General features: G+C 60.4%; 25 protein-coding genes and 1 pseudogene. 11 read left to right on the forward strand and 15 right to left on the reverse strand.

Annotated elements, in window-relative coordinates; all coding sequences use genetic code 11:
* Positions 1–118 precede the first annotated feature (118 nt).
* The 4 genes from KHO49_RS22460 (at position 119) to KHO49_RS22475 (ending at position 2748) form a co-directional block, all read left to right on the forward strand.
* Positions 119–550 carry a PACE efflux transporter gene (locus KHO49_RS22460; protein ID WP_102860627.1) on the forward strand — a complete coding sequence of 144 codons (432 nt, stop codon included), beginning with the start codon at positions 119–121 and terminating at the stop codon, positions 548–550.
* Between the two features lie 100 nt (positions 551–650).
* Entirely contained in the window at positions 651–1283 is a 633-nt protein-coding gene (locus KHO49_RS22465; RefSeq protein WP_213665841.1) for a glutathione S-transferase family protein, read from the forward strand.
* A 32-nt stretch (positions 1284–1315) separates the two neighbouring features.
* Positions 1316–2059: an NAD-dependent epimerase/dehydratase family protein gene (locus KHO49_RS22470; protein ID WP_102860625.1), complete on the forward strand. Its 744-nt coding sequence runs from the start codon at positions 1316–1318 to the stop codon at positions 2057–2059.
* A 182-nt stretch (positions 2060–2241) separates the two neighbouring features.
* A complete protein-coding gene (locus tag KHO49_RS22475) occupies positions 2242–2748 on the forward strand; it encodes a hypothetical protein (protein ID WP_102880641.1) in 507 nt (168 codons plus the stop codon).
* A gap of 63 nt (positions 2749–2811) precedes the next feature.
* On the opposite strand, the gene KHO49_RS31580 is transcribed toward KHO49_RS22475, so the two are convergent.
* From KHO49_RS31580 to KHO49_RS22485, 3 genes and pseudogenes are all read right to left on the reverse strand, one after another.
* On the reverse strand, positions 2812–3348 hold the full coding sequence (locus KHO49_RS31580) for a methyl-accepting chemotaxis protein (RefSeq protein ID WP_258010334.1): 537 nt from the start codon (positions 3346–3348) through the stop codon (positions 2812–2814).
* A 3-nt stretch (positions 3349–3351) separates the two neighbouring features.
* Positions 3352–4128, reverse strand: a pseudogene (locus KHO49_RS31585) (PAS domain-containing protein); the annotation flags it as partial.
* A gap of 527 nt (positions 4129–4655) precedes the next feature.
* Positions 4656–5516: a LysR family transcriptional regulator gene (locus KHO49_RS22485; RefSeq protein WP_213665842.1), complete on the reverse strand. Its 861-nt coding sequence runs from the start codon at positions 5514–5516 to the stop codon at positions 4656–4658.
* Between the two features lie 97 nt (positions 5517–5613).
* Between KHO49_RS22485 and gstA the strand changes: the two genes are divergently transcribed.
* The gene (gene gstA, locus KHO49_RS22490; protein ID WP_102880644.1) at positions 5614–6216 is read left to right on the forward strand and encodes a glutathione transferase GstA; all 603 of its coding nucleotides are present in this window, start codon (positions 5614–5616) and stop codon (positions 6214–6216) included.
* Between the two features lie 323 nt (positions 6217–6539).
* Positions 6540–6965, forward strand: a complete 426-nt coding sequence (locus tag KHO49_RS22495) for a GNAT family N-acetyltransferase (RefSeq protein ID WP_213665843.1) — start codon at positions 6540–6542, stop codon at positions 6963–6965.
* A 9-nt stretch (positions 6966–6974) separates the two neighbouring features.
* On the opposite strand, the gene def is transcribed toward KHO49_RS22495, so the two are convergent.
* From def to KHO49_RS22510, 3 genes are all read right to left on the reverse strand, one after another.
* Positions 6975–7514: a peptide deformylase gene (gene def / locus KHO49_RS22500; protein WP_110594817.1), complete on the reverse strand. Its 540-nt coding sequence runs from the start codon at positions 7512–7514 to the stop codon at positions 6975–6977.
* A 2-nt stretch (positions 7515–7516) separates the two neighbouring features.
* On the reverse strand, positions 7517–8461 hold the full coding sequence (locus KHO49_RS22505; RefSeq protein ID WP_102860618.1) for a YihY/virulence factor BrkB family protein: 945 nt from the start codon (positions 8459–8461) through the stop codon (positions 7517–7519).
* A gap of 188 nt (positions 8462–8649) precedes the next feature.
* Complete coding sequence (locus KHO49_RS22510; RefSeq protein ID WP_110594819.1) at positions 8650–8841, reverse strand: CsbD family protein; 192 nt, start codon at positions 8839–8841, stop codon at positions 8650–8652.
* A 212-nt stretch (positions 8842–9053) separates the two neighbouring features.
* Between KHO49_RS22510 and KHO49_RS22515 the strand changes: the two genes are divergently transcribed.
* Positions 9054–9431, forward strand: a complete 378-nt coding sequence (locus KHO49_RS22515; RefSeq protein WP_110594821.1) for a hypothetical protein — start codon at positions 9054–9056, stop codon at positions 9429–9431.
* A gap of 67 nt (positions 9432–9498) precedes the next feature.
* On the opposite strand, the gene fadD1 is transcribed toward KHO49_RS22515, so the two are convergent.
* Together fadD1 and fadD2 are read right to left on the reverse strand one after the other, a co-directional pair.
* Entirely contained in the window at positions 9499–11187 is a 1689-nt protein-coding gene (fadD1, locus tag KHO49_RS22520) for a long-chain-fatty-acid--CoA ligase FadD1 (RefSeq protein ID WP_102860615.1), read from the reverse strand.
* Positions 11188–11526: 339 nt separating this feature from the next.
* Positions 11527–13215, reverse strand: coding sequence for a long-chain-fatty-acid--CoA ligase FadD2 (gene fadD2 / locus KHO49_RS22525; protein WP_102860614.1), 1689 nt, complete (start codon positions 13213–13215; stop codon positions 11527–11529).
* 213 nt (positions 13216–13428) lie between these two features.
* Here fadD2 and KHO49_RS22530 point away from each other — a divergent pair, with 213 nt between their 5' ends.
* Both KHO49_RS22530 and KHO49_RS22535 read left to right on the forward strand, forming a co-directional pair.
* On the forward strand, positions 13429–14373 hold the full coding sequence (locus tag KHO49_RS22530) for an alpha/beta hydrolase (RefSeq protein WP_110594823.1): 945 nt from the start codon (positions 13429–13431) through the stop codon (positions 14371–14373).
* Positions 14374–14423: 50 nt separating this feature from the next.
* Positions 14424–14894, forward strand: coding sequence for a MaoC family dehydratase (locus KHO49_RS22535; RefSeq protein WP_011062855.1), 471 nt, complete (start codon positions 14424–14426; stop codon positions 14892–14894).
* Positions 14895–14975: 81 nt separating this feature from the next.
* Here the strand turns inward: KHO49_RS22535 and KHO49_RS22540 are convergent, their stop codons facing one another.
* The 4 genes from KHO49_RS22540 to KHO49_RS22555 form a co-directional block, all read right to left on the reverse strand.
* Positions 14976–15842, reverse strand: a complete 867-nt coding sequence (locus tag KHO49_RS22540) for an efflux RND transporter periplasmic adaptor subunit (RefSeq protein WP_102880649.1) — start codon at positions 15840–15842, stop codon at positions 14976–14978.
* Positions 15843–15852: 10 nt separating this feature from the next.
* Positions 15853–16059, reverse strand: coding sequence for a DUF1656 domain-containing protein (locus KHO49_RS22545; protein WP_102860611.1), 207 nt, complete (start codon positions 16057–16059; stop codon positions 15853–15855).
* Positions 16046–18034, reverse strand: a complete 1989-nt coding sequence (locus KHO49_RS22550) for an FUSC family protein (protein ID WP_213665844.1) — start codon at positions 18032–18034, stop codon at positions 16046–16048. The genes KHO49_RS22545 and KHO49_RS22550 overlap by 14 nt, the downstream gene beginning before the upstream one ends.
* A gap of 156 nt (positions 18035–18190) precedes the next feature.
* Positions 18191–18658 carry a ferritin-like domain-containing protein gene (locus tag KHO49_RS22555; protein ID WP_102860610.1) on the reverse strand — a complete coding sequence of 156 codons (468 nt, stop codon included), beginning with the start codon at positions 18656–18658 and terminating at the stop codon, positions 18191–18193.
* A 229-nt stretch (positions 18659–18887) separates the two neighbouring features.
* On the opposite strand from KHO49_RS22555, the gene KHO49_RS22560 reads away from it, so the two are divergent.
* Together KHO49_RS22560 and KHO49_RS22565 are read left to right on the forward strand one after the other, a co-directional pair.
* Positions 18888–19124 carry a DUF3820 family protein gene (locus tag KHO49_RS22560; RefSeq protein WP_025126856.1) on the forward strand — a complete coding sequence of 79 codons (237 nt, stop codon included), beginning with the start codon at positions 18888–18890 and terminating at the stop codon, positions 19122–19124.
* A gap of 13 nt (positions 19125–19137) precedes the next feature.
* Positions 19138–20328: an aminotransferase class V-fold PLP-dependent enzyme gene (locus KHO49_RS22565; protein ID WP_123394103.1), complete on the forward strand. Its 1191-nt coding sequence runs from the start codon at positions 19138–19140 to the stop codon at positions 20326–20328.
* Positions 20329–20442: 114 nt separating this feature from the next.
* On the opposite strand, the gene KHO49_RS22570 is transcribed toward KHO49_RS22565, so the two are convergent.
* The 3 genes from KHO49_RS22570 to zwf are packed head-to-tail and all read right to left on the reverse strand — an operon-like array spanning position 20443 to position 23295.
* Positions 20443–21108, reverse strand: coding sequence for a bifunctional 4-hydroxy-2-oxoglutarate aldolase/2-dehydro-3-deoxy-phosphogluconate aldolase (locus KHO49_RS22570; RefSeq protein ID WP_102880651.1), 666 nt, complete (start codon positions 21106–21108; stop codon positions 20443–20445).
* 17 nt (positions 21109–21125) lie between these two features.
* Positions 21126–21839 (reverse strand): 6-phosphogluconolactonase, encoded by a 714-nt coding sequence (gene pgl / locus KHO49_RS22575; RefSeq protein WP_213665845.1) that lies wholly within the window; start codon positions 21837–21839, stop codon positions 21126–21128.
* Positions 21826–23295, reverse strand: a complete 1470-nt coding sequence (gene zwf / locus KHO49_RS22580) for a glucose-6-phosphate dehydrogenase (RefSeq protein WP_213665846.1) — start codon at positions 23293–23295, stop codon at positions 21826–21828. Before zwf ends, pgl begins: the two co-directional genes overlap by 14 nt.
* Positions 23296–23409 lie beyond the last annotated feature (114 nt).

Genomic DNA, 23409 nt, shown 5'->3' on the forward strand with positions numbered 1-23409 from the left:
GCAACCTATCAATAAAACTGAAAGCTTCCGACTTTTTCTGTCATCGCTATTGAAGCTACCTTTCGCGCCCTGCGCCAGTCCAGCCCTGGCCATTGCCATTCAATACCGAGGAATTTCCATGCAAGGCGTGAAACGCAAACTGGTCTACGTATCCCTGTTCGAGGTGTTCGGCATGACGTTCTCGGCCCTCGGCCTGGCCCTGCTGTCCGGCACGTCCCCCAGCAGCACCGGGCCGCTGGCCGTGGTCATCACCAGCATCGCGGTGACCTGGAACTTCATCTACACCACCCTGTTCGAGCGCTGGGAAAGCCGCCAGCCGTCGCGCACCCGCACCGTCAAGCGGCGCATCGCCCATGCCGTGGGCTTCCAGTTGACCCTGATCGTGTTCCTGATCCCGCTCATCGCCTGGTGGATGAACATCAGCCTGGTGCAGGCCTTCCTCCTGGACCTGGCGCTGATCCTGTTCATCCCCTGCTACACCTTCGCCTTCAACTGGCTGTTCGACCGGGTCTTCGGTCTGCCGGCTTCGGCCCTGCCCGATCCGGCCTGAAGCTGGGCAAAACACCCCTGGAGGCAATTTGGCCGTCGCCGAGAACCTGGCTCGCTGATAGATTCCCATGGCCAACCTGTGCCACGAACAAGGAAGCGTCATGGGAACCCCCTGCAGAATTCTCGGTAAAGCCTCGTCCATCAACGTCAGGAAAGTCTTGTGGACCTGTGAAGAGCTGGACCTTTCCTACCAGCAGGAAGATTGGGGCAGCGGCTTCCAGTCGACCCACAGTCCCGAATTTCTCGCCCTCAACCCCAACGCCCAGGTCCCGGTGCTGATCGATGATGCCGGAGCCCTGTGGGAGTCCAACAGCATCTGCCGTTACCTGGCCAACCTGCACCCCGGCAGCGGCCTGCTGCCCATCGCCCCGCGAGCCCGGGCCCTGGTGGAACAGTGGATGGACTGGCAGGCCACCGAACTCAATCCGGCCTGGAGCTACGCCTTCATGGGCCTGGTGCGCCAGCATCCGGATTGCCAGGACAGCCGGCGCATCGGCGCCAGCCTGCTGGCCTGGAACGGCAAGATGGCGATCCTTGAACGGCAGCTTGAGAGCACCGGGAACTATGTTCTCGGTGAAGACTTCAGCCTGGCGGATATCGTCCTTGGCCTCTCGGTCAATCGCTGGAAGATGACCCCGATGGAACACCCGGACTTCCCCGCCGTGGCCGCCTACTACGAACGCCTCAGCCGGCGTCCGGGCTTTGTCCTGCATGGACGTAACGGCACGCCCTAGCCTGCCCCTTCTCAGCCCACCGGAGATTCGACATGGATGGACTCAACGTACTACTGACCGGCGCCTGCGGCAGGATCGGCAAAGTGTTTTTCCAGGGCTCCCAGGAGCGCCATCGCTTCACCCTCACTGACCGCGTCGAGCCGGACTTCGACATCCCGGCGCCCCACCGTTTCGTGCGCCTGGACCTTGATGACCCGCAAGCCATCAGCCGCCTGCTGCCGGGGATCGACGTCATCGTGCACCTGGCCGGCATCCCCCACGCCACTGCCGGTTTCGACGAACTGCTGCCCAACAACATCCTAGCCACCACCTACCTGTTCGAGGCCGCAGTGAACGCCGGTTGCCGGCGCCTGGTGTTCGCCAGCAGCGCCCAGACCATCGAAGGCTACCCGGTGGACCGGCAGATCACCCCGGGCATGCCGGTGATGCCGGCCAACCTCTACGGTGTGAGCAAATGTTATGGCGAAGCCCTGTGTGCCTTTTATGCAGCCCGGCGCGGGCTGTCCTGCATCGCCCTGCGCATCGGGGCGTTCGAGGACCCGCAACACCACGAACTGACCACCACCCGCGACCTGAGCGCCTGGCTCAGCCCTCGGGACGCTGTGCAACTGCTGCAGCGAGCGGTAGAAACCCCTGGTGTGCAGTTCCTGATCGGCCATGGCATATCCAACAACCGCTTCAAGCGCCTGGACCTCAGCGAAACCACCAAGGTCCTGGGGTACGAGCCTGTGGACGATGCCTTCCAGGAGCATTTCGGCATTCCCATCACTTACTGAGACGCTGATCGCCGCCCCTCGGCAAACAGGCGGGCGGCAATTGCCAGGAAGCGGCAAGACTTGTCCGCTTACTGGCCACCCGCCGAGAACAATTGCCCTAACCCACTGATATTCAATGACTAAAGTATCGGCATGGAACTTGCTAAAACTTCAGCCTAGTTCTCTCACACAGGTTCCCGATCATGTTGGTCAACGCCCAGAAATCCGTTTCGGTGCAGCCCACCTCGCGCACCGATATGGACCCGACCACCGCTGCCGCCAGCGCGCTGTACAGCGGCATGCTGCAGCAGGCCCAGAACTCCGTGACCGTGCCGACGTCCCAGTCCAGCCTGCAAGGCAATACCGTGGACGACAACGTCAATGCAGCGTTCGCCAAGACCCGTGTCCTGCTCCAGGCCACGCCGCCCGCCACCAGCACTCCACAGGCCACCAGCGCCACGGAAACCGGTGCCCTGAGCGAGTTCAAGGACTACATGAGCAAGACGCCCGAACAGCGTCTGCGCGACAGCATCCTCAAGGATATGGGGCTGACCGAAGAAGACCTGAGGAACCTGCCACCTGAACGGCAACTGACGATCAACCAGGAAATCGCCCAGCGCCTGCAAGACAAGATGCAGTTGGCCAAGGAAGAGAAAGAGGCCAAGGACAGCGCCAAGCCGATCGACGAGAAGTTCCTCGCTGCGTTGTAACAGCGCCAACAAAAAGGGTTCCCTGCACGGGAACCCTTTTTTGTATCCGAAGGAAAAGCGCGGCTACAGTTGCAAGGTCGAATTGAACTGGCTGATGGCATCCACCACATGCCTTGAGCCCTGCTGAATCTCCAGAATCACCTCCCCCGCCTCATTGGCCAGCTCGACCCCAAGTCCAGTACGACTCAGGCTCGACTGCATGCTGGTGACCGCGCTCATGGACAGGTCGTGGTTCTTGCGCACCACCTCGACGATCTCCACCGTCGCCTGGCTGGTGCGTGCCGCCAGGCTGCGTACCTCGTCCGCCACCACCGCGAACCCCCGTCCATGCTCACCGGCCCGGGCCGCCTCGATGGCCGCATTAAGCGCCAACAGGTTGGTCTGGTCGGCAATCCCGCGAATGGTCTGGACTATGCTGCCGATGATCTCCGATTGTTTGCTGACCGCATCAATGCTGCGGGCGGCTTCGTTCAGGTCGTGGGAAATCTGCTGAATGATCCCCACCGTCTGTTGCACCACCTCCGAGCCCTTCTGGGCGCAGGCATCATTCTGCACCGAGGTACTGTGGGCCGATTCGGCGGCAGATTGCAGGGTGGTCACTTGCTGGGTGATATCGCTGGCGAACTTGACCACCTTGTACAAGCGCCCCTTGGTGTCGAACAGCGGGTTGTAGGAAGCCTCGAGGAACACGGTCTGGCCGTACTTGTTTTCCCGCTCGAAACGGTGGGAATGGTATTCACCACGGTTCAACGAGGCCCAGAATTGCTTGTACTCGGCAGACTCGGCTTCAGAGCGATGACAGAACATGCTGTGGTGCTGACCGAGTATTTCATTCAGGGAGTACTGCATGGTCTTGAGGAAGTTGTCGTTGGCGGCAACTATCTTGCCATCCGGGGTGAATTCGATGATTGCCATGGAGCGGCCAATGGCGTTCAACAGACTCTGGTTTTCATGTTCCAGATGGATGCGCTCGGAGATGTCCGAAGCCACCTTGATCACGCTCTTGACCTGACGTTCGGCATCGAACACCGGCATGTAGCTGGCTTCGAGCCAGATCTCCTGGCCGCGCTTGTTCAGCCGCAGGAAGGTGCCGCTGACAGGTTCACCCCGGCCCAGATCACGCCACAACTTGGCGTACTCCTCACTGCGGTAGAACGCTTCCTCGCAGAAGATCCGGTGATGCTTGCCGCGTATCTCTTCCGCGGAATAGCCCATGGCCTTGCAAAAGTTTTCGTTGGCGTCAAGCACGATGCCATCGGGAGAGAACTCGATCATCGCCATGGAATGGCTGATCGCCGCCAACTTGGCATTGGCCTCGGTCAACGCACAATTAAAGCGCTCGATCTCTAGAAGATCTGCCTTGTGATGTAGGTTAAACATGGTTGTATCACCTTCAACGCTGTCTTTTGATTGACGGAAGTTTCTAGTCTTTCAACTGATCCACCACAACGTTCCATTAACAGGGCAAGCGCCTCTCTCCATATGAGAAAGGAAGTGTCAGGTGACAAATGATGTTTAATCGGAGAGTCCATGTTGCAACGCTCTTATCAAGCCATCCTTTTCTTGATGACCCGCTGTCGGGTCGGACCTAACAAAGAAAAGAAATTCCATCTAATTAATTACTCCTGATCCTGCGGTGCCTCTAAATGCGCACTCTCGTCTTTATTCATGAAGTCAATTTCGTGCCCGGATGAACATTCCACAAACAGCCGTTATAAGGCTGAAACATCACGAGACAGTGGTTGGAAAAGCGACCGATACGCTTTTTCACAATTAAGCATAGACAGACGCCGACTCTATGCAAGGTCACCAGTCATTCTGTTTTCACAACTTTTAAATGCCTCTCAAGCCTTCGCGAAAAGTCTCAATCAAGGCATAAACATGACTCGCCAGGAACCACCCGCCGACTAGGCCCGAGCGAGCATCTGCACAAAGGCCTGAACCAGTCCGTTCGACTCCCGCCCCGGCGCCGCCACCAGGGCGAACTGGCGCTCGATCGCGCAACTCAAAGGCAGCACCCGCAATCCCTGGCGCTGTTCAGGCAAGGTGCTCTCGGGCACCAGGGTCACCCCCAAACGTTCACGCACCAGGCTGAATGCGCTCTTCCACTCGCGCACTTCGACCCGCACATCCGCCAACGACACTCCAGCTTCAAGCGCCAGGCTGCGGGCATTCACCGAGCAGCCGCCAGTGGCCAGGATAAAAGGCTGCGCCAGCAAGGCTTCAAGTTCGATGGTCGGGGCCTGCCAGGGGTGATCCTGGGGCAGCACGGCCACCCACGAATCGACACCCAGCAACCACGAACGACGCTCGGGAGGCGGATTCAGTACCACTCCCAGATCCACCAGTTGCGCCTCCAGCAGGGCTTCGACCTCATCGTCGCTGACCTCCAGTTGCACCACCTCGATCCCCGGGTGCAGTTGCTTGAAACGTCGCAGCACCGGTGGCAGGAAGCTCGCCAGGACCATGGGAAAGCCCGCCAGGCGCAAACTGCCCTGGAGGATGCCCCGGGCCGTGTCCACTTTTCGGCGAACCTGGGCCAGGGCTCCGAGCATCACCCGCGCCTGCTCCAGCACCTGTAGACCGATTGCCGTGGGCAAAGCCTGGCGGCTTTCCCGGATGAACAGTTGCACGCCCAGCATGTCTTCCATCTGGGCCAAGGCCTGACTGGCCCCGGACTGGGTCATGCCCACCTGTTCGGCGGCCCGGGTGATAGTGCCGCACTCGGCGATTGCCACCAGCAAGCGCCAATGCATCAGGTTCATCATGGCAGTAGCTATCCTTATGGCTATTTTCTGAAAGATTAATTTTACCCATGCCAGTGCTGCCCCGACACTGGCTCGAACATCAACCAGAGACCTGCCGATGAAACTCTACTACGCCCCTCAAGCCTGCTCCCTGGCCTCCCATATCGTGCTGCGGGAACTGCAACTGCCGTTCGACGCCATCCGCGTCGACAATCGCAGCAAGCGCACCGCCGACGGCCAGGATTTCCTCACCCTCAACCCCAAGGGCTACGTGGCCGCCCTGCAGCTGGACAACGGCGAAGTGCTCACCGAAGGCCCGGCGATCCTGCAATACCTGGCCGACCTCAAGCCCGAGGCCGGATTGGCGGCGGCCAATGGCAGCTGGCAACGGGTAAGGCTGCAGGAAACCCTGAACTTCATCACCAGCGAGGTTCACGGGATCATGGGCTGGCTGTTCAACCCAGGGCTCGATGACAGTGTGAAGGAGGTGTTCCGGCAGAAGCTGTTCAAACGCTTTGCCCTGTTAGAGCAGACCCTGGAGCGCCAGGATTATCTGCAAGGCGGACAGTTCGGCATCGCCGATGCCTATCTGTTCACCGTGCTGCGCTGGACTGCGCTGTTTGCCATCGATCTGGGAGCCTGGCCGGCACTGGCGAAGTTCCAGGCCCGGGTCGAGCAGCGGCCGGCGGTGCGGGAGGCATTGGCGGTGGAACTGGCGTAGGTTCGAAACAGCAAATGGAGAAGTCGCGCTGAACAGGCAGAACGCGCGCCTGCCATTCTAGGAGGGATAAAACGAAGCCCGCGTTGCGGGCTTCGTCAAATTGATCAATGGCCGAAGATGTTCACTTCGGTTTTCTTGGCCTTTTTCTCGGCGCGCTTCTCGTCTGCGCTCTTTGCCGGTTTCTTCTTGGCATTTTTCTTGGCGTTCATACCTTTGGACATGATCTTTACTCCACTGCTGCGGGATAGGACTCAGGTATAGCACCTATAGCGGCCGGGGGTTCCTTTATAATCCGCCGCTCCCTGTTGCAATCCCGGAAAGTCATGTCCAGCCTCCAGATCTGCCTCCTTGCCGAGGCCGCGCGTCCCTTGCTGAACAAGTTCTATCGCCAGCACCAATCGCCCATGCGGGCCTCGTCCGCAGGCCAGCTCTGGGTGGCCAGGATCGAGGGGATCGTCGCCGGAATGAGCCTGACCCCGGTGGCCCAGGGACATTGGCTAACGGGTTTGTTCGTCGCCCCCGACCACCGCGGCCAGGGGCTGGCCGGACAGTTGGTGGAGCGGGCGCTGAAGCAGGTCGAAGGGCCAGTCTGGCTGTTCTGTCACCCGGACCTGGAAACTTTGTATCAGCGCATGAGTTTTTCCACCGCGACCCGATTACCCCAGCCCCTGGCCGAAAGGCTGGCTCGCTATCAACGCAGCAAGCCGCTGCTGGCCATGGGGACCGACAGCGTTTGCCTGGGTCCGTAGGCTTGGGCGTTACGCGTCAGCGTTGGGATCGAGGTCGGGAAACAGCACCTCGGTGAAACCGAACTTGCTGAAATCACTGATCCGCGACGGGTACAGCCGCCCGATCAAGTGATCGCACTCATGCTGCACCACCCGGGCATGAAAGCCCGAGGCCACACGCACGATAGGCTCGCCCTTGGGGCTGAAACCTTCATAGCGAATGTGCTGGTAGCGCTGCACCGCGCCCCGCAGCCCCGGCACCGAGAGACAACCTTCCCAGCCCTCTTCCAGCTGCGGACTCAAGGGCGTGATCAAGGGATTGATGAGGATGGTCTGAGGCACTGCCTCCGCCTCCGGATAACGTTCGCTGTGCTCAAAGCCGAAGATCACCAGTTGCAGATCGACACCGATCTGCGGTGCTGCCAGGCCAACGCCACCGACACTTTCCATGGTCTGGAACATATCGTCGATCAGTTGCCACAGCTCGGGGCTGTCGAACATCTCGGGCGCCACCGGGGGCGCAACACGCAGCAGGCGTTCATCGCCCATTTTGAGGATTTCACGGATCATGTTCAGGCTTCGTCAGTGGTCGGATGGCGCGAGTGATCCCGGCCCAGTCCCGATACGTGTTGTTTATCGCCGGGCCCGTCAAAGTCCTTTTCGCCAGGTTCCTTGCCTTCGGCCGACATGTGTTCGATCACCGCGTTCATCTCCGCCCCCAGCAACAGCACTGCAGCAGAGATGTAGAAGTAAAGCAGCAACACGATGATCGCGCCGATACTGCCATACATGGCGTTGTAGTTAGCGAAGGTTTTCACGTAGTAGGCAAAGCCCAGGGACGCGACAATCCAGACCACCACCGCCAGCACCGAGCCCGGCGTGATGAAGCGAAACTTCTGCTTCACATCGGGCATCACGTAGTACATCAAGGCCACGGCCACCATCATCAGCAGCACGATCACCGGCCAGCGCAGGATGGTCCACAGGGTGACGATGAACTCTTCCAGGCCCACCTGCCCAGCCAGCCAGGTCATCACCTGGGGCCCCAGTACCATCAGGGCTGCCGCGGCCAGGAGCATGCCGGCAATGCCCACGGTATAGAACACCGACAGCGGAAAGCGCTTCCAGATCGGCCGGCCCTCGACCACATCGTAGGCTGCGTTCATTGCGCTCATCATCAGGCGCACGCCTGCCGAGGCGGTCCACAGGGCGATGACGATACCCACGGAGAGCAATCCGCCCTTGGACTGTTGCAGTTGATCGATCACCGGATTCACCTGCTCCAGGGCCTGGGGCGGCAGCACCAGTTCCGATTGCAGGCGCAGCCAGGTAAAGAAGTCCGGCAGATGCAGGAAACCGATCAGGGCAATGAGAAACAGGATGAAGGGGAACAGCGAGAACAGCATCTGGTAGGCCAGCGCCGAGGCATAGGTGGACATCTCGTCCGCGATGAATTCATTGACCGTGCGGATCAGCACACGGTGCAGGGGCAAACCTTTGAGGTCCGGAAAAATCATAGCGTCTCCTTTCGCCGCAAAAAGGTTGAAGTCGATGGCGACTCAGGGGGCGTTTTCTACAACAAATTAGCCTAGTTGGCGAACCGCAACCATTCGCACGGGCTGATTACGGGTCCTCGACGGTAACGCACACATGAAAACGGCCATCCGAGGATGGCCGCTGCGGTGCATCATCGAAGGCCTCGTACTCAGGCCTTGTCGATGGTCTTTTTCACTGCATCCTTGGTCTTGCCAAGGGCTTGCTGGGCTTCGCCTTTCTTCTCCTGCAACTTGCCCTCTGCCTGCAGTTTGGGGTTGTCGGTGGCCTTGCCAACACCCTGCTTGACGTTGCCGATGGCTTCGTTGGCCAGACCTTTTGCCTTATCTGCTGTGCTGCCCATGGTATTTCTCCGTAGAACATTCATTGATCAAACAAAGAGGATTTGCGTCGTTACCCAAGGTTGACTCGTGGCCGTTGCGCAGAGTTTCAATTATTTTTCGTCAGGCATTTCATCGCAGGCCCGAGGTTGCCCTTTATGTTTGTCGGGCAACCCGGGAGAATGCTCGACCTGTTCAGGCCAAGCACTGAAGATCCAATCCCCGTAGGAATGTTATGAAACTCGATAAAAAGCAGGCCATTGCCCGTAGAAACCAGGAACTGGGCGGTGCGGTGCTGGGCGTCAACAACTGCCATTTCGCGGAACTGAACCGCAATCGCAATATCTGGTGGTTCGATATCCTGGTGACCCGTCTGGCCATTGGTCAGTACGAATGGGTGCACCTGCTGCTGCACACCCCGGACACCAACCAGTTGCTGCACCTGAAAGTGCCGACCGTGTTCCTGCGGGAAAAGATGGAAGGCCTGGTGATCCGCAATGAAGGCAAGCGCAAGGCCGCCCTGAGCCTGGAGTTGAGTGCCGACAAGGACTCCTTCCTCAAGGACGTGCGCCCGGCCGGCACCGGCGTGAACTTTGCCCAGTTCCAGCAGTAAGCCGGCACAAGTTACGAACCCATGAAAAAGCCCCGCACTGGCGGGGCTTTTTTGTGGATGCTGCGGCTTACTTCTTCACGCCGAGCTTCTTCAACTCTTCGTCACGCAGTTCACGGCGCAGGATCTTGCCGACGTTGGTGGTCGGCAGCGCATCGCGGAACTCCACGGCCTTGGGCACCTTGTAGCCGGTGACATTGGCGCGCATGTGTTCCATCACCTGCTCCTTGGTCAGGGTCACGCCTGGCTTGGCGACGATGAAGATCTTGATGATCTCGCCAGACTTCTCGTCCGGTACGCCGATCGCTGCACACTGCAGGACCCCCGGCAGGGAAGCCAGGACGTCTTCCAGTTCGTTGGGGTACACGTTGAAACCCGAGACCAGGATCATGTCCTTCTTGCGGTCGACGATGCGGATATAGCCGTCCGGCTGAATCAGGGCGATGTCACCGGTCTTCAACCAGCCGTCGCTGAGGACTTCGTCAGTAGCGTCCTGACGCTGCCAGTAGCCCTTCATCACCTGCGGGCCCTTCACGCACAGTTCACCCACTTCCCCGAGGGGCAGTTCGTCGCCCGCGTCGTTGATCACCCGACACAAGGTCGAAGGCACTGGAATGCCGATGGTGCCGATCTGGATGTTCTGGATCGGGTTGACCGTGGCCACCGGACTGGTCTCGGTCATGCCGTAGCCTTCACAGATCGAGCAATTGGTGACCGACTTCCAACGCTCGGCGGCCGCCAGTTGCAGGGCCATGCCTCCGGACAGCGTGACTTTGAGCGCGGAAAAATCCAGTTTGCGGAACGCTTCGTTGTTGCACAGGGCAACGAACAGGGTGTTGAGACCGACAAAACCGCTGAACTTCCACTTCGACAGTTCCTTGACCATCGCCGGCAGATCCCGCGGGTTACTGATCAGGATGTTGTGGTTGCCCATGAGCATGATGGCCATGCAATGGAAGGTGAACGCATAGATGTGGTACAGCGGCAGCGGAGTGATGAGGATCTCGCAACCTTCATTGAGGTTGGAGCCCATCAGCGCCTTGCACTGCAGCATGTTGGCCACCAGATTGCGATGGGTCAGCATCGCCCCCTTGGCCACGCCGGTGGTACCGCCGGTGTATTGCAGTACCGCCACGTCGCCGCTGGCAGGGTTGGCTTCCTGTACTGGCTGGCCGTGGCCCTTGCTCAACACCTCATTGAACTTGACGGCCTGGGGCAAGTGATAAGCCGGCACCATCTTCTTCACGTACTTGACCACACTGTTGATCAGCACACGCTTGAAGGTGGGCAAAAGGTCCGCCACTTCGGTGATGATCACGTGCTTGACCGAGGTTTTGGGGACCACGGTCTCTGCCAGGTGGGCCATGTTGGCCAGGCAAACCAGAGCCTTGGCTCCAGAGTCGTTGAACTGGTGCTCCATCTCCCGCGCGGTGTACAGCGGGTTGGTGTTGACCACGATCAGGCCGGCGCGAATAGCACCGAACACCGCAATCGGGTATTGCAACAGGTTGGGCAACTGCAGGGCGATTCGATCGCCAGGCTGCAAATCGGTATGCTGCTGCAGGTACGCGGCGAAGGCCCCAGACAGTTCGTACAGTTCACCGTAAGTGATTGTCTTGCCGAGGTTGCTAAAGGCCGGTTTGTTAGCAAAACGTTGGCAGGACTGCTTCAACACCGCCTGAATATTCGGATACTCGTCAGGATTGATATCGGCAGCAATCCCAGCTGGGTACTTATCCTTCCAAAAGTCTTCGATCATGGAAGCCCACTCCTCAGCAACGCGAATTCATCACCGCATTTGATGCGATTATTATTTGTCTGTGTTTTTTATTGGTGTCTATTGTTGGTGAGTCTGGCTTTTACTTAGGCCGAGAAGTCACAAAGCGCGCCGAGAGTAGCAGCTTTGGAAAAGGCCGCCTAGAGCCAAAAAAGGCCTCAATAGTCACATTTATGACTCAAGACATTCTAATAGTCATTTTTAGAGTAAAAATTCTACAACCTTGAATTCCGCTCTGGCACGGGGCTTTGCGCCCCCAGAATGCATCGCGGGCAAGCCCGTTGAGCCAACAGGCTTGCCCGCGATGGAAAAAGCCAGGGATCAGGCGATGTCGCGCAGCTCGCGACGCAGGATCTTGCCCACAGGCGTCATCGGCAAAGACTCACGCAGCACGATGTGCTTGGGCACTTTGTACCCCGTGAAATTCTCCTTGCAGTAGGCCTTGAGCTCTTCAAGGCTGACCCCCGCCTCACGAGGCACCACAAACAGCTTCACCGCCTCGCCGGAACGCTCGTCCGGCACCCCGATCACCGCGCAGTTGGCGACCTTGGGGTGAGCCATGACCACATCTTCGATCTCGTTGGGGTAAACGTTGAAACCCGAGACGATGATCATGTCCTTCTTACGATCAACGATGCGCACGAAACCATCGGGATCGATCACTGCAATATCGCCGGACTTGAACCAACCCTCGGCATCCAGCACTTCGGCCGTGGCCTCCGGCTTGTTCCAGTAGCCCTTCATGATCTGTGGTCCCTTGATGCACAGCTCGCCACGCTCGCCCAGCGGCAGCTCGGTGCCCTGGTCATCGATGACCTTCAAGGTGGTGCCCGGCACTGGCAGACCAACCGTACCCAACCGCGAGCGGTCGCCATAAGGGTTGGTGCAGGCCACCGGCGAGGTTTCGGTCAGGCCATAACCTTCGGTGATCCGGCAGCCGGTGAGTTTCTGCCAGCGCTCAGCCGTGGCCTTGACCAGGGCCGTGCCACCGGAGTTGGTCAGCTTGAGGTTGGAAAAATCCAGGTTCTTGAATTCCGGGTGATCCATCAGGGCCACGAACAGCGTGTTGAGCCCCAGCAAGGCGGAAAAACGCCAGTTCTTCAGTTCCTTGATAAAGGCGCCGATATCCCGCGGATTGCTGATCAGCACGTTGTGGTTGCCCGTGACCATCATGCACATGCAGTTCGCGGTGAAGGCATAGATGTGGTACAGCGGCAGCGGCGCGATCATCACTTCCTGCCCTTCACGCCACTGGCTATGACCGTCGGGCCCGTGCTGGCCGAGGCAGGCCCGGGCTTGCTGCATGTTGGCCACCAGGTTGCCGTGGGTCAGCATCGCGCCCTTGGCCAGGCCGGTAGTACCGCCGGTGTACTGCAACACGGCAACATCATCGAGCCCCACCTGCAGCGGCTTGATCCCCTGGCCACGCCCCAGGCGCAGGGCACTCTTGAAGGAAATGGCCTGGGGCAGGTGATAGGCCGGGACCATCTTCTTGACCTTGTCCACCACCATGTTGACCAACCAGCCCTTGGCGGTGGGCATCAGGTCGCCCATCTTGGCCTCGATCAGGAACTGGATATCGGTATCCCCCAAAACTTCCTGGACCTTCTGCCCGAAGACATTCAGGTAGACCAGGGCCCGGGCTCCTGAATCCTTGAACTGATGACGCATCTCCCTGGCGGTGTACAGCGGATTGGTGTTGACCACCACCAGACCGGCCCGCAGCGCACCGAAGACCGCGATCGGGTACTGCAGGACGTTGGGCATCTGCACCGCAATACGATCCCCCGGAACCAGATCGGTATGGCTTTGCAGATAACCGGCAAAGGCCGCGCTGTAGCGTTCCAGCTCGGCGTAGGTGAGGGTCACCCCCATATTGCTGAAGGCCGGGCGATCAGCAAATTTCTTGCAGGAACGCTCAAACACCTCGATCACCGACTTGAAGGCCCCCAGGTCAATCTCGTTGGGGACGCCGGCGGGGCGCTTATCATTCCAGAAATCAGGTTGCATTATTCTTGTCCTCTCATTACCTGAACGGTCCGGGCCGCCTCTGTAACGCTATCAGCGGCGGGGCTCCTCGGACGTTAGCAGCTATGGTGAATCAGGCAAATATGCGCAAGTGTGTCATTAATTTTATGAATCTTGCTTCCAACAGGCGTGCGCATCAGACGCACACGCGGCGATACGCTATAAAGTGCAGCGTCTTCGTGCAAAGGAATCGCCATGACCCACGACACGTTCTGGTTGACCACGAGTGATCACCAACGCCTCTTCGTCAACCTGTGGCTGCCCGAGCGCCCGCTCAAGGCACTCATCCTGCTGTCCCACGGCATGGCCGAGCACAGCGGGCGTTACGCTCGCCTGGCCGAGGCCCTGTGCGCCGAGGGTTATGGAATCTATGCCCCGGATCAACGCGGCCACGGTAAAAGCGCGGAACACGGGGTCCTCGGTCACTATGCAGACCAGGGTGGCTGGAACAAGGTCGTCGGCGACCTGGCCAGCCTCAACCAGCACATCGGCCAGCAACACCCCGGCACGCCCATCGTGCTGTTGGGCCACAGCATGGGCAGCTACATCGCCCAGGCCTACCTGCAACATCACAGCGCCAGCCTCCACGGGGCGATTCTCAGCGGCTCGAACTTCCAGCCAGTGGCCCTGTACCGCGCCGCCAGCCTGATCGCGCGGTTCGAACGCTGGCGCCAGGGCGGCCAGGGACGCAGCGCACTGATCGAGTGGCTGTCGTTCGGCTCCTTCAACAAGGCCTTCAAGCCCAATCGCACCGCCTTCGACTGGCTCAGCCGCGACCCGGCCGAAGTCGACAAGTACGTGAACGACCCGCTGTGTGGCTATCGCTGCACCAACCAGCTGTGGATCGACCTGCTCGGTGGCCTGCAGCAAATCAGCAAGATTTCCAACCTGGCGCAGATCGATCCCGGCCTGCCGTTGTTGGTCATGGGCGGAGAATGTGATCCGGTGAGCGATGGCAAGCGTCTCAAGGATCTGGCCAACGCATTGCGCGAGGCCGGCAGCCAGTGCCTGCAACTCAATATCTACCCACAGGCACGTCATGAGCTGTTCAACGAAAGCAACCGTGATCAAGTGACCCACGACGTACTGGCCTGGCTGGACCAAGCGCTGCAACATCGCCGGCCTCCACGGTCGGAGTAAGCGACGGCGCGGTCAGTGCGCTCATTTACCTGTCAGAGGATTTCAGCAACATGACCCAGGTTACCAACACCCCTTACGAAGCCCTGGAAGTCGGTCAGACCGCCCAGTACAGCAAGACCGTCGAGGAGCGTGACATCCAGCTGTTCGCCGCCATGTCCGGCGATCACAACCCGGTGCACCTGGATCCCGAGTTCGCCGCCGCCACCATGTTCAAGGAGCGCATTGCCCACGGCATGTTCAGCGGCGCCCTGATCAGCGCCGCCGTGGCCTGCGAATTGCCTGGGCCGGGCACCATCTACATCGGCCAGCAGATGAGCTTCCAGAAGCCTGTGAAGATTGGCGACACCCTGACCGTACGCCTGGAAATCCTCGAAAAACTGCCGAAATTCCGCGTCCGCATCGCCACTCGCGTATTCAACCAGCGCGACGAGCTGGTGGTGGACGGCGAAGCCGAGATTCTCGCCCCACGCAAGCAACAGACCGTGACCCTGCCGACCCTGCCGGCCATCACCATTGGCTAAACCGCGCCCCACGTAGTCCTCCAGGAGCCGGCTTGTCGGCGAAGGCTTTACTCGTCATGGCTTGCGCCAGCAAGCCGTCTCCTACCGTCCACTGCCCTCCTCGACCTGCACGCTGGCGGTCATCCCGGCGCTCAGGTTGATGCCTTCAGGCACCTTGTCCAGCTTGATCCGCACCGGAATCCGCTGGGCCAGACGAACCCAGTTGAAGGTCGGCTCCACCTCCGCCAGCAATTGCCCGTCAGGGGTGGCATTGCGGTCGGTGATCCCCCGGCTGACGCTTTGCACATGGCCCGGCAGGGCATCGCCGGCACTCATCAGCCAGACCTTAACCCGGTCGCCGACCTGGATTCGCGGCAGCTTGGTTTCCTCGAAATAAGCCTGGACATAGAACGTCGAATCATCGATCAGCGCCATCACTGGCTGCCCGGCATTGACGTAGTTGCCCTCGGCCAGGCGCAGGTTGGTGATATGCCCGTTACGGGGGGCGCGTACCTGACTGCGGGCCAGGTTGAGCTCCGCGACCTTGGCCTCGGCCTGGGCCTGACGCAGTTCGCCCCGGGCTATGCCGGCATTGATCTGGGCGTTCTCGCGCAGCTCGGCACTGATGGCCTGGGGACCCAGGGCAGCACGGCGACTGGCCTCGTGCTCGCGCAGACTCAATTGCTGCTGACGGGTCTGAACCACGGCCTGGGCCTTTTCCAGGGCCGCCTCGAACCGGTCGCGGTCGATGCTCAGCAACAAGTCTCCGGCCTTCACGGGCTGGTTGTCCGCCACCTTGAGCTCGCGCACCCAGCCGGATACGTCCGGGGCCACGATCACCACGTCGGCGCGAATCCGCGCGTCCCGGGTCCAGGGCGTCAGCATGTAGTACTGCCACAGGTGATAACCGGCGAAGATCGCCACCGCCACCAGGCACAGGGTAAATACGACACGTACGGGTGTACGCATAATCAACTCCTTATAAAGGTCCCAGGACCACAGTGATCACCGTCAATACACAGACGTACAGGGCACAATCGAACAGGGCTTCATGCCAGATCCAGCGCCCCAATCCGGTGACCCGTACCAGCACTCGCAGCACGCCGGTGACCACCAGCGCCAGCACCACGTAAATCAGAAACGGGCTGAGCAGCACCCCGCCCAACGACCACTCACGCAGCCCCATGACTGTCCTCCTGCTGCCGGCACCAACTGCGCCAGCTGTTTTGCAATTGCAGCACCGCCCCCTTGGCCAGTTTCAGCGCGTCACTGGGTGGCTGCCGGTCCAAAGCGTCAAGCAAGGCCGCACTGGGCGCCACCAGGGCTTCCTGGCGATGACCGGCCGGGCCCTGTTCGAGGATGCGTTGCAACTGCTCGAAATACTCGCGCTGCGCCGCACTCACCGGCACCTGGGCCACCGCCAGGCTCAGACGCAGGTGCATCAGTTCATCGCCGACGTCCAGGCCCAACAGGCCATCGTCCCAGCGACTGCGGGCCTGTTCCGGCAGCTCCGGATAATGCCGGGCCAGTTGCAGCAGGCGATCGGCCATGCGCCCGCCGAACCAGCTTTCCGCGCCCCGCAGGTTGCGTCGGGTCAAACGCACCAGATCACTCAGGGTCGCCGCCAGCAGGCGCCGGCCATGCCAGGCCGGGTTACGCAGAATCAGCAGATGGAAGGCCAGTACCGCGGCGCCCACCCCCAGCACCATGGCCTGGGCATTGTTGAAGAAGCTGGCGACATCGAAACTCATGCGGTTCATCGGCGAAATCAACACGATGAAATGCAGGCAGAACGAAGTGGCAGTGGCGCCTATCTGTGGCTTGGCCATGCCCAGGGCGCCGAAGAACAGCGGCACGCCCATGGCCATGGCCAACATCGCAAAGCCGCTCCATTGAGGCAGGAGGATCTGCCCCACCAGAAACGCCGCCGGAATCGCCAGGAAGATTCCGCGCATGAAGCTCATGCCAATCTGCGCGCCGTTCTCACGGCTGGCGAACAGGCTGCAGACCACACACGTCAGGAGCATGGCCCCGGAGGCAGCAGGCCAGGCAGTGGCCAGCCAGAAGCTGGCTACCGTGAGGAACGCCAAGGCACTGCGGGCACCGAATACCAGGGCCAGCGACAGATCACGATGGGGAGTCAGGGTTGCCGGTTGCTCCACCGGCGCCCGCCCCTCCTGCACCGCGTCCAGGGCCTGGGTTGCCGCCAGGGCGGTATCCAGCAACAACGCAAAACGCGCCAGGCAAAAGCTCTGCGCCGGACTGATCTGAAGCTCATGGGACGCTTCCTGCAGGCGTGGACGCAGCGCTTGCAGACCAGCCTTGTCGGCCACCGCCAGGGCTTCCTGAACCCGATCCATCCAGGGCTGCAGTTGCCGGGCTTCGTCGGCGTCCAGTTGTTTCCACTGGCGCCGCACCGAACGGGAGATCCGCAACAGCATCAGCAGCTTCTGGCTCAGGCCACTGATGGCCCGGGCCCGCTGGCGCCCCGATGGACCTTCGAACCAGGCGTGTTCGCGCTGGGAGTCCACGGCGACGATGCGCCCGAGAATTTCCAGCAGGCCCTTGCGCGCCAGGGCATCGCCGGCCAGGGTGGCGCGGGCCGCCTGCATGCCACTGTGCCAGGCGCTGCGGGCCTGATCCGCCAATTGCCGCTCTACCCGCATCGGCCAGATCAGGGCACTGCTGGCAGTGGCGCAGATGATCCCCAGGGAGATTTCCGTGCAACGGGCCACGGCCTGATCGAACACGGTCAACGGGTGACTGATGGCGGGCAAGGCGATGATCGCCACGGTGTAGCCCGCCAGCACGAAGGAATAGGACCAGGCACTGCGCAGCAGCGTGGAACTGGCGGTGCACAACCCCAGCCACAGGGCCAGGGCCAGCAGGAACAGCCAGGGCGTCTGGGCGAACAGGCCCATGAACAGCACCGACATCAGCGTACCGACCAAGGTCCCCAGCAGCCGGGCCAGCCCCTTTTGCAGAACCATTCCGGACAACGGCTGAGCGACGATGAACGCGGTCATCAGGGCCCAGGCCGGCTGCTCCAGGCCCCAACGCAACGCCAGCCACAGCGCCAGGCCGCCACCCAGCAGCGTCTTGATCGCGAACTGCACCGCAGGAAGGCTGGGAGCAAGCAAGGCCTGCAAGGTAATGGGCACGAACAAGGACTCTTTGAAGGACTGAATAACCATAGTCGGGATCGCCACGAGTGGGCGCGAGCTAATTATTAGCTAGCTAACTAATTCCCGTCCAGCACTAAATCACAGGCATAAAAAAACGCCAGACTGGCTGGCGTTTTTGACAGGTTTTAACCGTTACGAACGGGCACGGGCCTGGTTGCGCAAGGCTTTGACCTGATCGTGATTGCGTTGCACGCCGTGGTACTGGCGCTCTACCACATCACGAATACCCACCAGGTTGTGCTTGCTGATTTTATCCAGCGCCTCCTTGTAGGACTTCAAGGCATGGTCTTCGCCACGCTCGGCCTCGTTGAGCACCGATTCCTCATCCTTGCCGGTCACCAGTGACTTGAGGTCGACCCAACGACGGTGCAGATCGCCACTGACGCTGGTGGAGGTTTCCGGTTCGCCACCCATGGAGCGCACCACGGACTGCAGTTCGGCGGCGGCGGTAGCGCAATCGGTGGAGCGCTTGATGAACAGCGCCTTGAGTTCTGGGTGCTTGATGTCTTCAGCACAGGTCTTGAACCCTTCCTGACCATCCTTGCTGGTCTCGATCAGGCTGTTGAGCACCGAAATTGCTTCTTTATTCAAGTCAGTCATTTTCTGGTTCCTTGCGGGTTGGGAGAGTTGAGTCAACTGCTGAGTTAACTGCTGAATTAACCGTTGCACCCGCCATGCCAGACTTTGAATTTATATTTTTTGCTTAATTTTCAATAAGTTATCTTTTAACTGAAAATCTGTATCCGCGTTATTTGCATGATCTGTCATTTGGCCTGCATGCAGAATGCCTGTATTTTCCATGGCGTTCGAATCACACGAAAGTTGCGCCATGACCCCCGAGACACTTGAACTGCTGATCACCCGGGAAATGCCCTTCGGCAAGTACAAGGGCCGCATCCTGGCCGACCTGCCCGGCCCCTACCTGAATTGGTTCGCCCGCGAGGGCTTTCCCAAGGGCGAACTCGGCGGCCTGCTGGCCCTGATGCAGGAGATCGATCACAACGGCCTGTCCGACCTGCTCGACCCGCTGCGCGCCAAACACGGCAAACCCAAGCCCCGTCACTGAAAAAGAGCCCACCATGCCAAGGACTGCAGCACCCCTTGCCCATGACGAAGACCATTGGCGTGCAATCGCCCGGCAGTTCGACATCGATCCTGGGCCGATCAATCTGGAAAACGGCTATTTCGGGCGCATGACGCGCAAGGTGGCCGAGGAGTACCAACACAATATCCAGTGGGTGAACCGCAGTAACTCGGTGCATGTGCGCCAGCGCTTCGAACAGATCGAGGCCCTGCAGATCCGTGGCCAGCTGGCAGCTCTGCTGGAGGCCCCGGAGAATGCCGTGGCCCTGACTCGCTGTGCTTCCGACGCCCTGCAATCCTTGATCCGCAACTACAACCGCCTGCAACCCGGCGACCAGGTGCTGCTCAGCGACCTGGAGTACGACACGGTGAAAAGCGCGATGCGCTGGCTGGCCCGTCACCGGGGTGTGGAGGTGATAGAAATCGAGCACCAGCACCCTGCCAGTTTTGACAGCCTGGTCGACACCTATACAAGCGCGTTCGAGCGTTACCCGCGACTCAAGCTGATGCCGCTGACCTATGTCACCCATCGCAGCGGACTGGTCATGCCAGTCCAGGCCATTGCCGCCGCCGCCCGGGAACACCAAGTCGACATCATTCTCGACGGCGCCCACGCCCTGGGCCAGATCGAGTTCGACCTGCCCCAACTGGGGATCGCCTTCGCTGGTTTCAACCTGCACAAATGGATCGGCGCGCCGCTGAGCCTGGGCTTTATCTACATCCACCCGGAACGCCTGGAGGATATCGACCCGGACATGGGCGAGTTCCACTTCCCCACCGACGACATCAGGGCCCGAACGCCCTACAGCACACCGAACATCCCGGCGCTGATGACCTTGCCCCTGGTGTTCGAGGAGCATCGAGCCATGGGCGGTTCGGCGGCCAAGGGCGCACGCCTGAACTACCTGCGCGCGACCTGGACCGAAGCCGTGCGCGAGACGCCAGGGATCGAAATCCTGACCCCGAAAGACCCGCGCCTGTGCTGCGCCATCAGCGCCCTGCGCTTTACCCGCCACGCCGACCAGCAAGCCCTGGTGGAGCGCCTGCTGCGCGACTACAACCTGTTCGCCGTAACCCGCACCGGCGCCGGTTTTGGCCCCTGCATCCGCATCACCCCGGGGCTGGTGACGCCTCTGGAGCACATCCAGTGCTTGATCAGGGCCCTTGGGGAATTGGCCAACCAGTGACGCCTCCCTCTCTTCAAGCGAGGGGCGAGGCTTTTTCTCCAGGCAAAAAAAAACGGTGCACCGACCAAGCGCACCGTAAAGCCGTAGAACACACCAACGAATCAGGTAAAAATTTCAGTCCAGCAGAGACAGGGCCTCGGCCGTGCACTCTTGAATCCGCGCCCAGTCGCCGTTCTTGATCCACTCGGGATCGAGCATCCAGCTACCGCCCACGCACATCACATTCTTCAACGCCATGTAGCTCTTGATATTGGCCGGGCCAACGCCGCCAGTCGGGCAGAATTTCACCTCACCGAACGGACCGCCCAGGGCCTTGATCGCCGCCACGCCACCGCTGACTTCAGCCGGGAACAGCTTGAAGCGACGATAACCCAGGGCATAACCCTCCATGATCCCGGAAGCATTGCTGATCCCCGGCAACAGCGGGATCGGACTGGCGACACTGGCCTGCAACAAGTCACGGGTGATACCCGGGGTGACGATGAACTGCGAGCCTGCCGCTTCCGCCGCGGCGAGCATGTGCGGATCAAGCACAGTGCCGGCACCGGTCACCAGTTCCGGGCGCTGCTCGCGCAGGATCTGGATGGCCTTGAGGCCGAACTGCGAACGCAGAGTCACTTCCAGGGCCGTCAGGCCGCCTGCCGCCAGGGCGTCTGCCAGTGGCAGCACATCCTGCTCACGGGCGATGGTGATCACCGGCAGAATCCGCGCCTTGGCACAGAGGCTGTCGATCAGGGCAACTTTGTCCGCCATGGAAACGGTCGGGGGTAGGTTTGTCATAGCGGCTGATCCTTGGCTCATGGGCACCAGTAAATCTCTAACGGGGTTTGCAGGAAGGCGCGAATCGGCATTTCGGCAACAGCGTCACCGGCCAGTGCGGCACTCAGGGTGGTCAGCTTGGACTGACCGGAAATCGACAACAGCTGATGGCGGGCCGAGGCCAGCAAGGCCCGGCTCATGCTCAGGCGCTGATGGGGCACAGTGGGCGCCAGCATTGGCCAGCAGCGACGGCTGCCATCGACCCGAAGCGCCTCGGCCAGGTTCGGGCTGTTGGGGAACAGCGAGGCGGTATGACCGTCATCACCCATGCCCAGCACCAGCACATCAATCCCCGGCAACTCGGACAACAGACGATCGGCCTGCTGGGCCGCTTCTTCCAGGTTGGCCGCCGCGCTATAGAGGCTGAGGAAGCTGGCCTTGGCCACCGGCCCCTGGAGCAGATAGCGCTTGAGCAGACCGGCATTGCTGTCGGCATGCTCCACCGGCACCCAACGCTCGTCCGCCAGGGTGATCAGCACCTTGGACCAATCCAGCTCCTGCTTCACCAGGGCCTGGAAAAACGCCACCGGGCTACGGCCACCGGATACCACCAGGGTCGCGTTGCCGCGGGCGGCAATCGCCTCGCGCAGCAGCTCGACCACTCTCAGTGCCTGGCCTTCAGCCAACAAGGTAGGACTGCGGAATTCGTGGGCTGCTACCCCCGCCGGCAGTTGCAAATCAGATATCGCCATACCAAGACCTCCCGTCCCGCGTGATCAGTGCAATGGAGCTCATCGGCCCCCAGGACCCGGCCGCATACGGCTTGGGCGCATCACCGGATTTTTTCCACCCGGCGATCAACTGGTCACACCACTTCCACGCGGCTTCGATTTCATCTTTGCGGACAAACAGGTTCTGATTGCCGCGCATCACTTCCAGCAACAACCGCTCGTAGGCATCGGGAATCCGTGCACTGCGATAGGTATCGGAAAAATTCAGCTGCAACGGACCGCTGCGCAGCTGCATGCCCTTGTCCAGGCCTTGTTCCTTGGTCATCACCCGCAACGAGATGCCTTCATCCGGTTGCAGGCGAATGATCAGCTTGTTGCTGATCTGCAGGCGCTGCTCGGGGGCGAAGATATAGTGCGACGGCTCTTTGAAGTGGATGACGATCTGCGACAGTTTTTGCGGCATGCGCTTGCCGGTACGCAGGTAGAACGGCACCCCGGCCCAACGCCAGTTGCGGATGTCGGCACGCAGGGCGACGAAGGTTTCGGTGTCGCTCTGGGTGTTGGAGTTTTCTTCCTCCAGGTAACCGGGCACCGATTGGCCCTCGCTGTGACCGGCAATGTACTGGCCACGCACCACCTGGGTGGTCAGGCCTTCCGGGCTGATGGGCGCCAGGGCCTTGAGCACCTTGACCTTCTCGTCACGGATGCTGTCGGCGGACAGGTCGGCCGGTGGGTCCATGGCGATCAGGCACAGCAACTGCAGCAAGTGGTTCTGGATCATGTCCCGCAGCTGGCCGGCCTTGTCGAAATAGCCCCAGCGGCCTTCGATGCCAACCTTCTCGGCCACGGTGATTTCCACGTGGGAGATGTAGTTCTGGTTCCACTGGGTTTCGAACAGGCTGTTGGCGAAGCGCAAGGCGATCAGGTTCTGCACCGTCTCCTTGCCCAGGTAGTGGTCGATCCGGTAGATGCGGTTTTCCGGGAAGAACTGGGCCACCGCGTCGTTGACCTTGCGCGACGATTCCAGGTCCGAGCCAATGGGTTTTTCCAGGACCACGCGAGTGTGCTGGTTGAGTCCGACCCGGGACAGGTTCTCGCAAATCGCGCCATACACCGCCGCCGGTGTGGCGAAGTAGGCGATCAAGCGTTGTTCGCCGCCGGCGCGCTCAGCCAGGGCCACATAGTCCTCGGCCTTGAGGAAGTCCACATGCAGGTAGCTCAGGCGAGCGAGAAAAGTCTGCAGGACCTCACTGTCGATGTCCTTGTCGCCGACGTACTTGCGCAGCTCGGTTTCGATATTCGCCAGGTGATCTTGCTCGCTGCCCGGCTCACGGGCCAGGGCCAGAATCCGCGTGTCTTCATGCAACAGACCGGCGGCATCGAGTTGGTACAAGGCAGGAAACAGCTTACGCAGCGCCAGATCGCCCAGCGCGCCGAACAAGGCAAAGGTGCAGGGTTCAACCGTTATCGAAGGCATGATGTTTGTTCTTTTATCAAGTTAAGCTACAAATACCTTTTTTCAAGGCATCACTCAAGGAAAAATGTAGTAATAAACACAACATTTTTACAAAATACAGATTCCAGGTGGTGG

Origin of the sequence: Pseudomonas sp. RC4D1, assembly GCF_018390395.1 — a bacterium.
In the GTDB taxonomy this organism is placed as follows: Bacteria; Pseudomonadota; Gammaproteobacteria; order Pseudomonadales; family Pseudomonadaceae; genus Aquipseudomonas; species Aquipseudomonas danubii.

Excerpts from the sequence above, each read along its gene's own strand:
- KHO49_RS22545 (WP_102860611.1), bottom strand. The coding sequence starts at position 16,059 with ATGGGGCTGCGTGAGTGGTCGTTGGGCGGGGTGCTGCTCAGCCCGTTT.
- KHO49_RS22560 (WP_025126856.1), top strand. The coding sequence starts at position 18,888 with ATGACCCCCGAGACACTTGAACTGCTGATCACCCGGGAAATGCCCTTC.
- KHO49_RS22510 (WP_110594819.1), bottom strand. The coding sequence starts at position 8,841 with ATGGGCAGCACAGCAGATAAGGCAAAAGGTCTGGCCAACGAAGCCATC.
- def (WP_110594817.1), bottom strand. The coding sequence starts at position 7,514 with ATGATCCGTGAAATCCTCAAAATGGGCGATGAACGCCTGCTGCGTGTT.
- fadD2 (WP_102860614.1), bottom strand. The coding sequence starts at position 13,215 with ATGCAACCTGATTTCTGGAATGATAAGCGCCCCGCCGGCGTCCCCAAC.
- KHO49_RS22505 (WP_102860618.1), bottom strand. The coding sequence starts at position 8,461 with ATGATTTTTCCGGACCTCAAAGGTTTGCCCCTGCACCGTGTGCTGATC.
- KHO49_RS22540 (WP_102880649.1), bottom strand. The coding sequence starts at position 15,842 with ATGCGTACACCCGTACGTGTCGTATTTACCCTGTGCCTGGTGGCGGTG.
- KHO49_RS22470 (WP_102860625.1), top strand. The coding sequence starts at position 1,316 with ATGGATGGACTCAACGTACTACTGACCGGCGCCTGCGGCAGGATCGGC.
- KHO49_RS22570 (WP_102880651.1), bottom strand. The coding sequence starts at position 21,108 with ATGACAAACCTACCCCCGACCGTTTCCATGGCGGACAAAGTTGCCCTG.
- KHO49_RS22555 (WP_102860610.1), bottom strand. The coding sequence starts at position 18,658 with ATGACTGACTTGAATAAAGAAGCAATTTCGGTGCTCAACAGCCTGATC.
- KHO49_RS22460 (WP_102860627.1), top strand. The coding sequence starts at position 119 with ATGCAAGGCGTGAAACGCAAACTGGTCTACGTATCCCTGTTCGAGGTG.
- KHO49_RS22465 (WP_213665841.1), top strand. The coding sequence starts at position 651 with ATGGGAACCCCCTGCAGAATTCTCGGTAAAGCCTCGTCCATCAACGTC.
- KHO49_RS22535 (WP_011062855.1), top strand. The coding sequence starts at position 14,424 with ATGACCCAGGTTACCAACACCCCTTACGAAGCCCTGGAAGTCGGTCAG.
- KHO49_RS22565 (WP_123394103.1), top strand. The coding sequence starts at position 19,138 with ATGCCAAGGACTGCAGCACCCCTTGCCCATGACGAAGACCATTGGCGT.
- KHO49_RS22515 (WP_110594821.1), top strand. The coding sequence starts at position 9,054 with ATGAAACTCGATAAAAAGCAGGCCATTGCCCGTAGAAACCAGGAACTG.
- KHO49_RS22495 (WP_213665843.1), top strand. The coding sequence starts at position 6,540 with ATGTCCAGCCTCCAGATCTGCCTCCTTGCCGAGGCCGCGCGTCCCTTG.
- KHO49_RS22530 (WP_110594823.1), top strand. The coding sequence starts at position 13,429 with ATGACCCACGACACGTTCTGGTTGACCACGAGTGATCACCAACGCCTC.
- pgl (WP_213665845.1), bottom strand. The coding sequence starts at position 21,839 with ATGGCGATATCTGATTTGCAACTGCCGGCGGGGGTAGCAGCCCACGAA.
- KHO49_RS22475 (WP_102880641.1), top strand. The coding sequence starts at position 2,242 with ATGTTGGTCAACGCCCAGAAATCCGTTTCGGTGCAGCCCACCTCGCGC.
- gstA (WP_102880644.1), top strand. The coding sequence starts at position 5,614 with ATGAAACTCTACTACGCCCCTCAAGCCTGCTCCCTGGCCTCCCATATC.
- fadD1 (WP_102860615.1), bottom strand. The coding sequence starts at position 11,187 with ATGATCGAAGACTTTTGGAAGGATAAGTACCCAGCTGGGATTGCTGCC.
- KHO49_RS22485 (WP_213665842.1), bottom strand. The coding sequence starts at position 5,516 with ATGATGAACCTGATGCATTGGCGCTTGCTGGTGGCAATCGCCGAGTGC.
- zwf (WP_213665846.1), bottom strand. The coding sequence starts at position 23,295 with ATGCCTTCGATAACGGTTGAACCCTGCACCTTTGCCTTGTTCGGCGCG.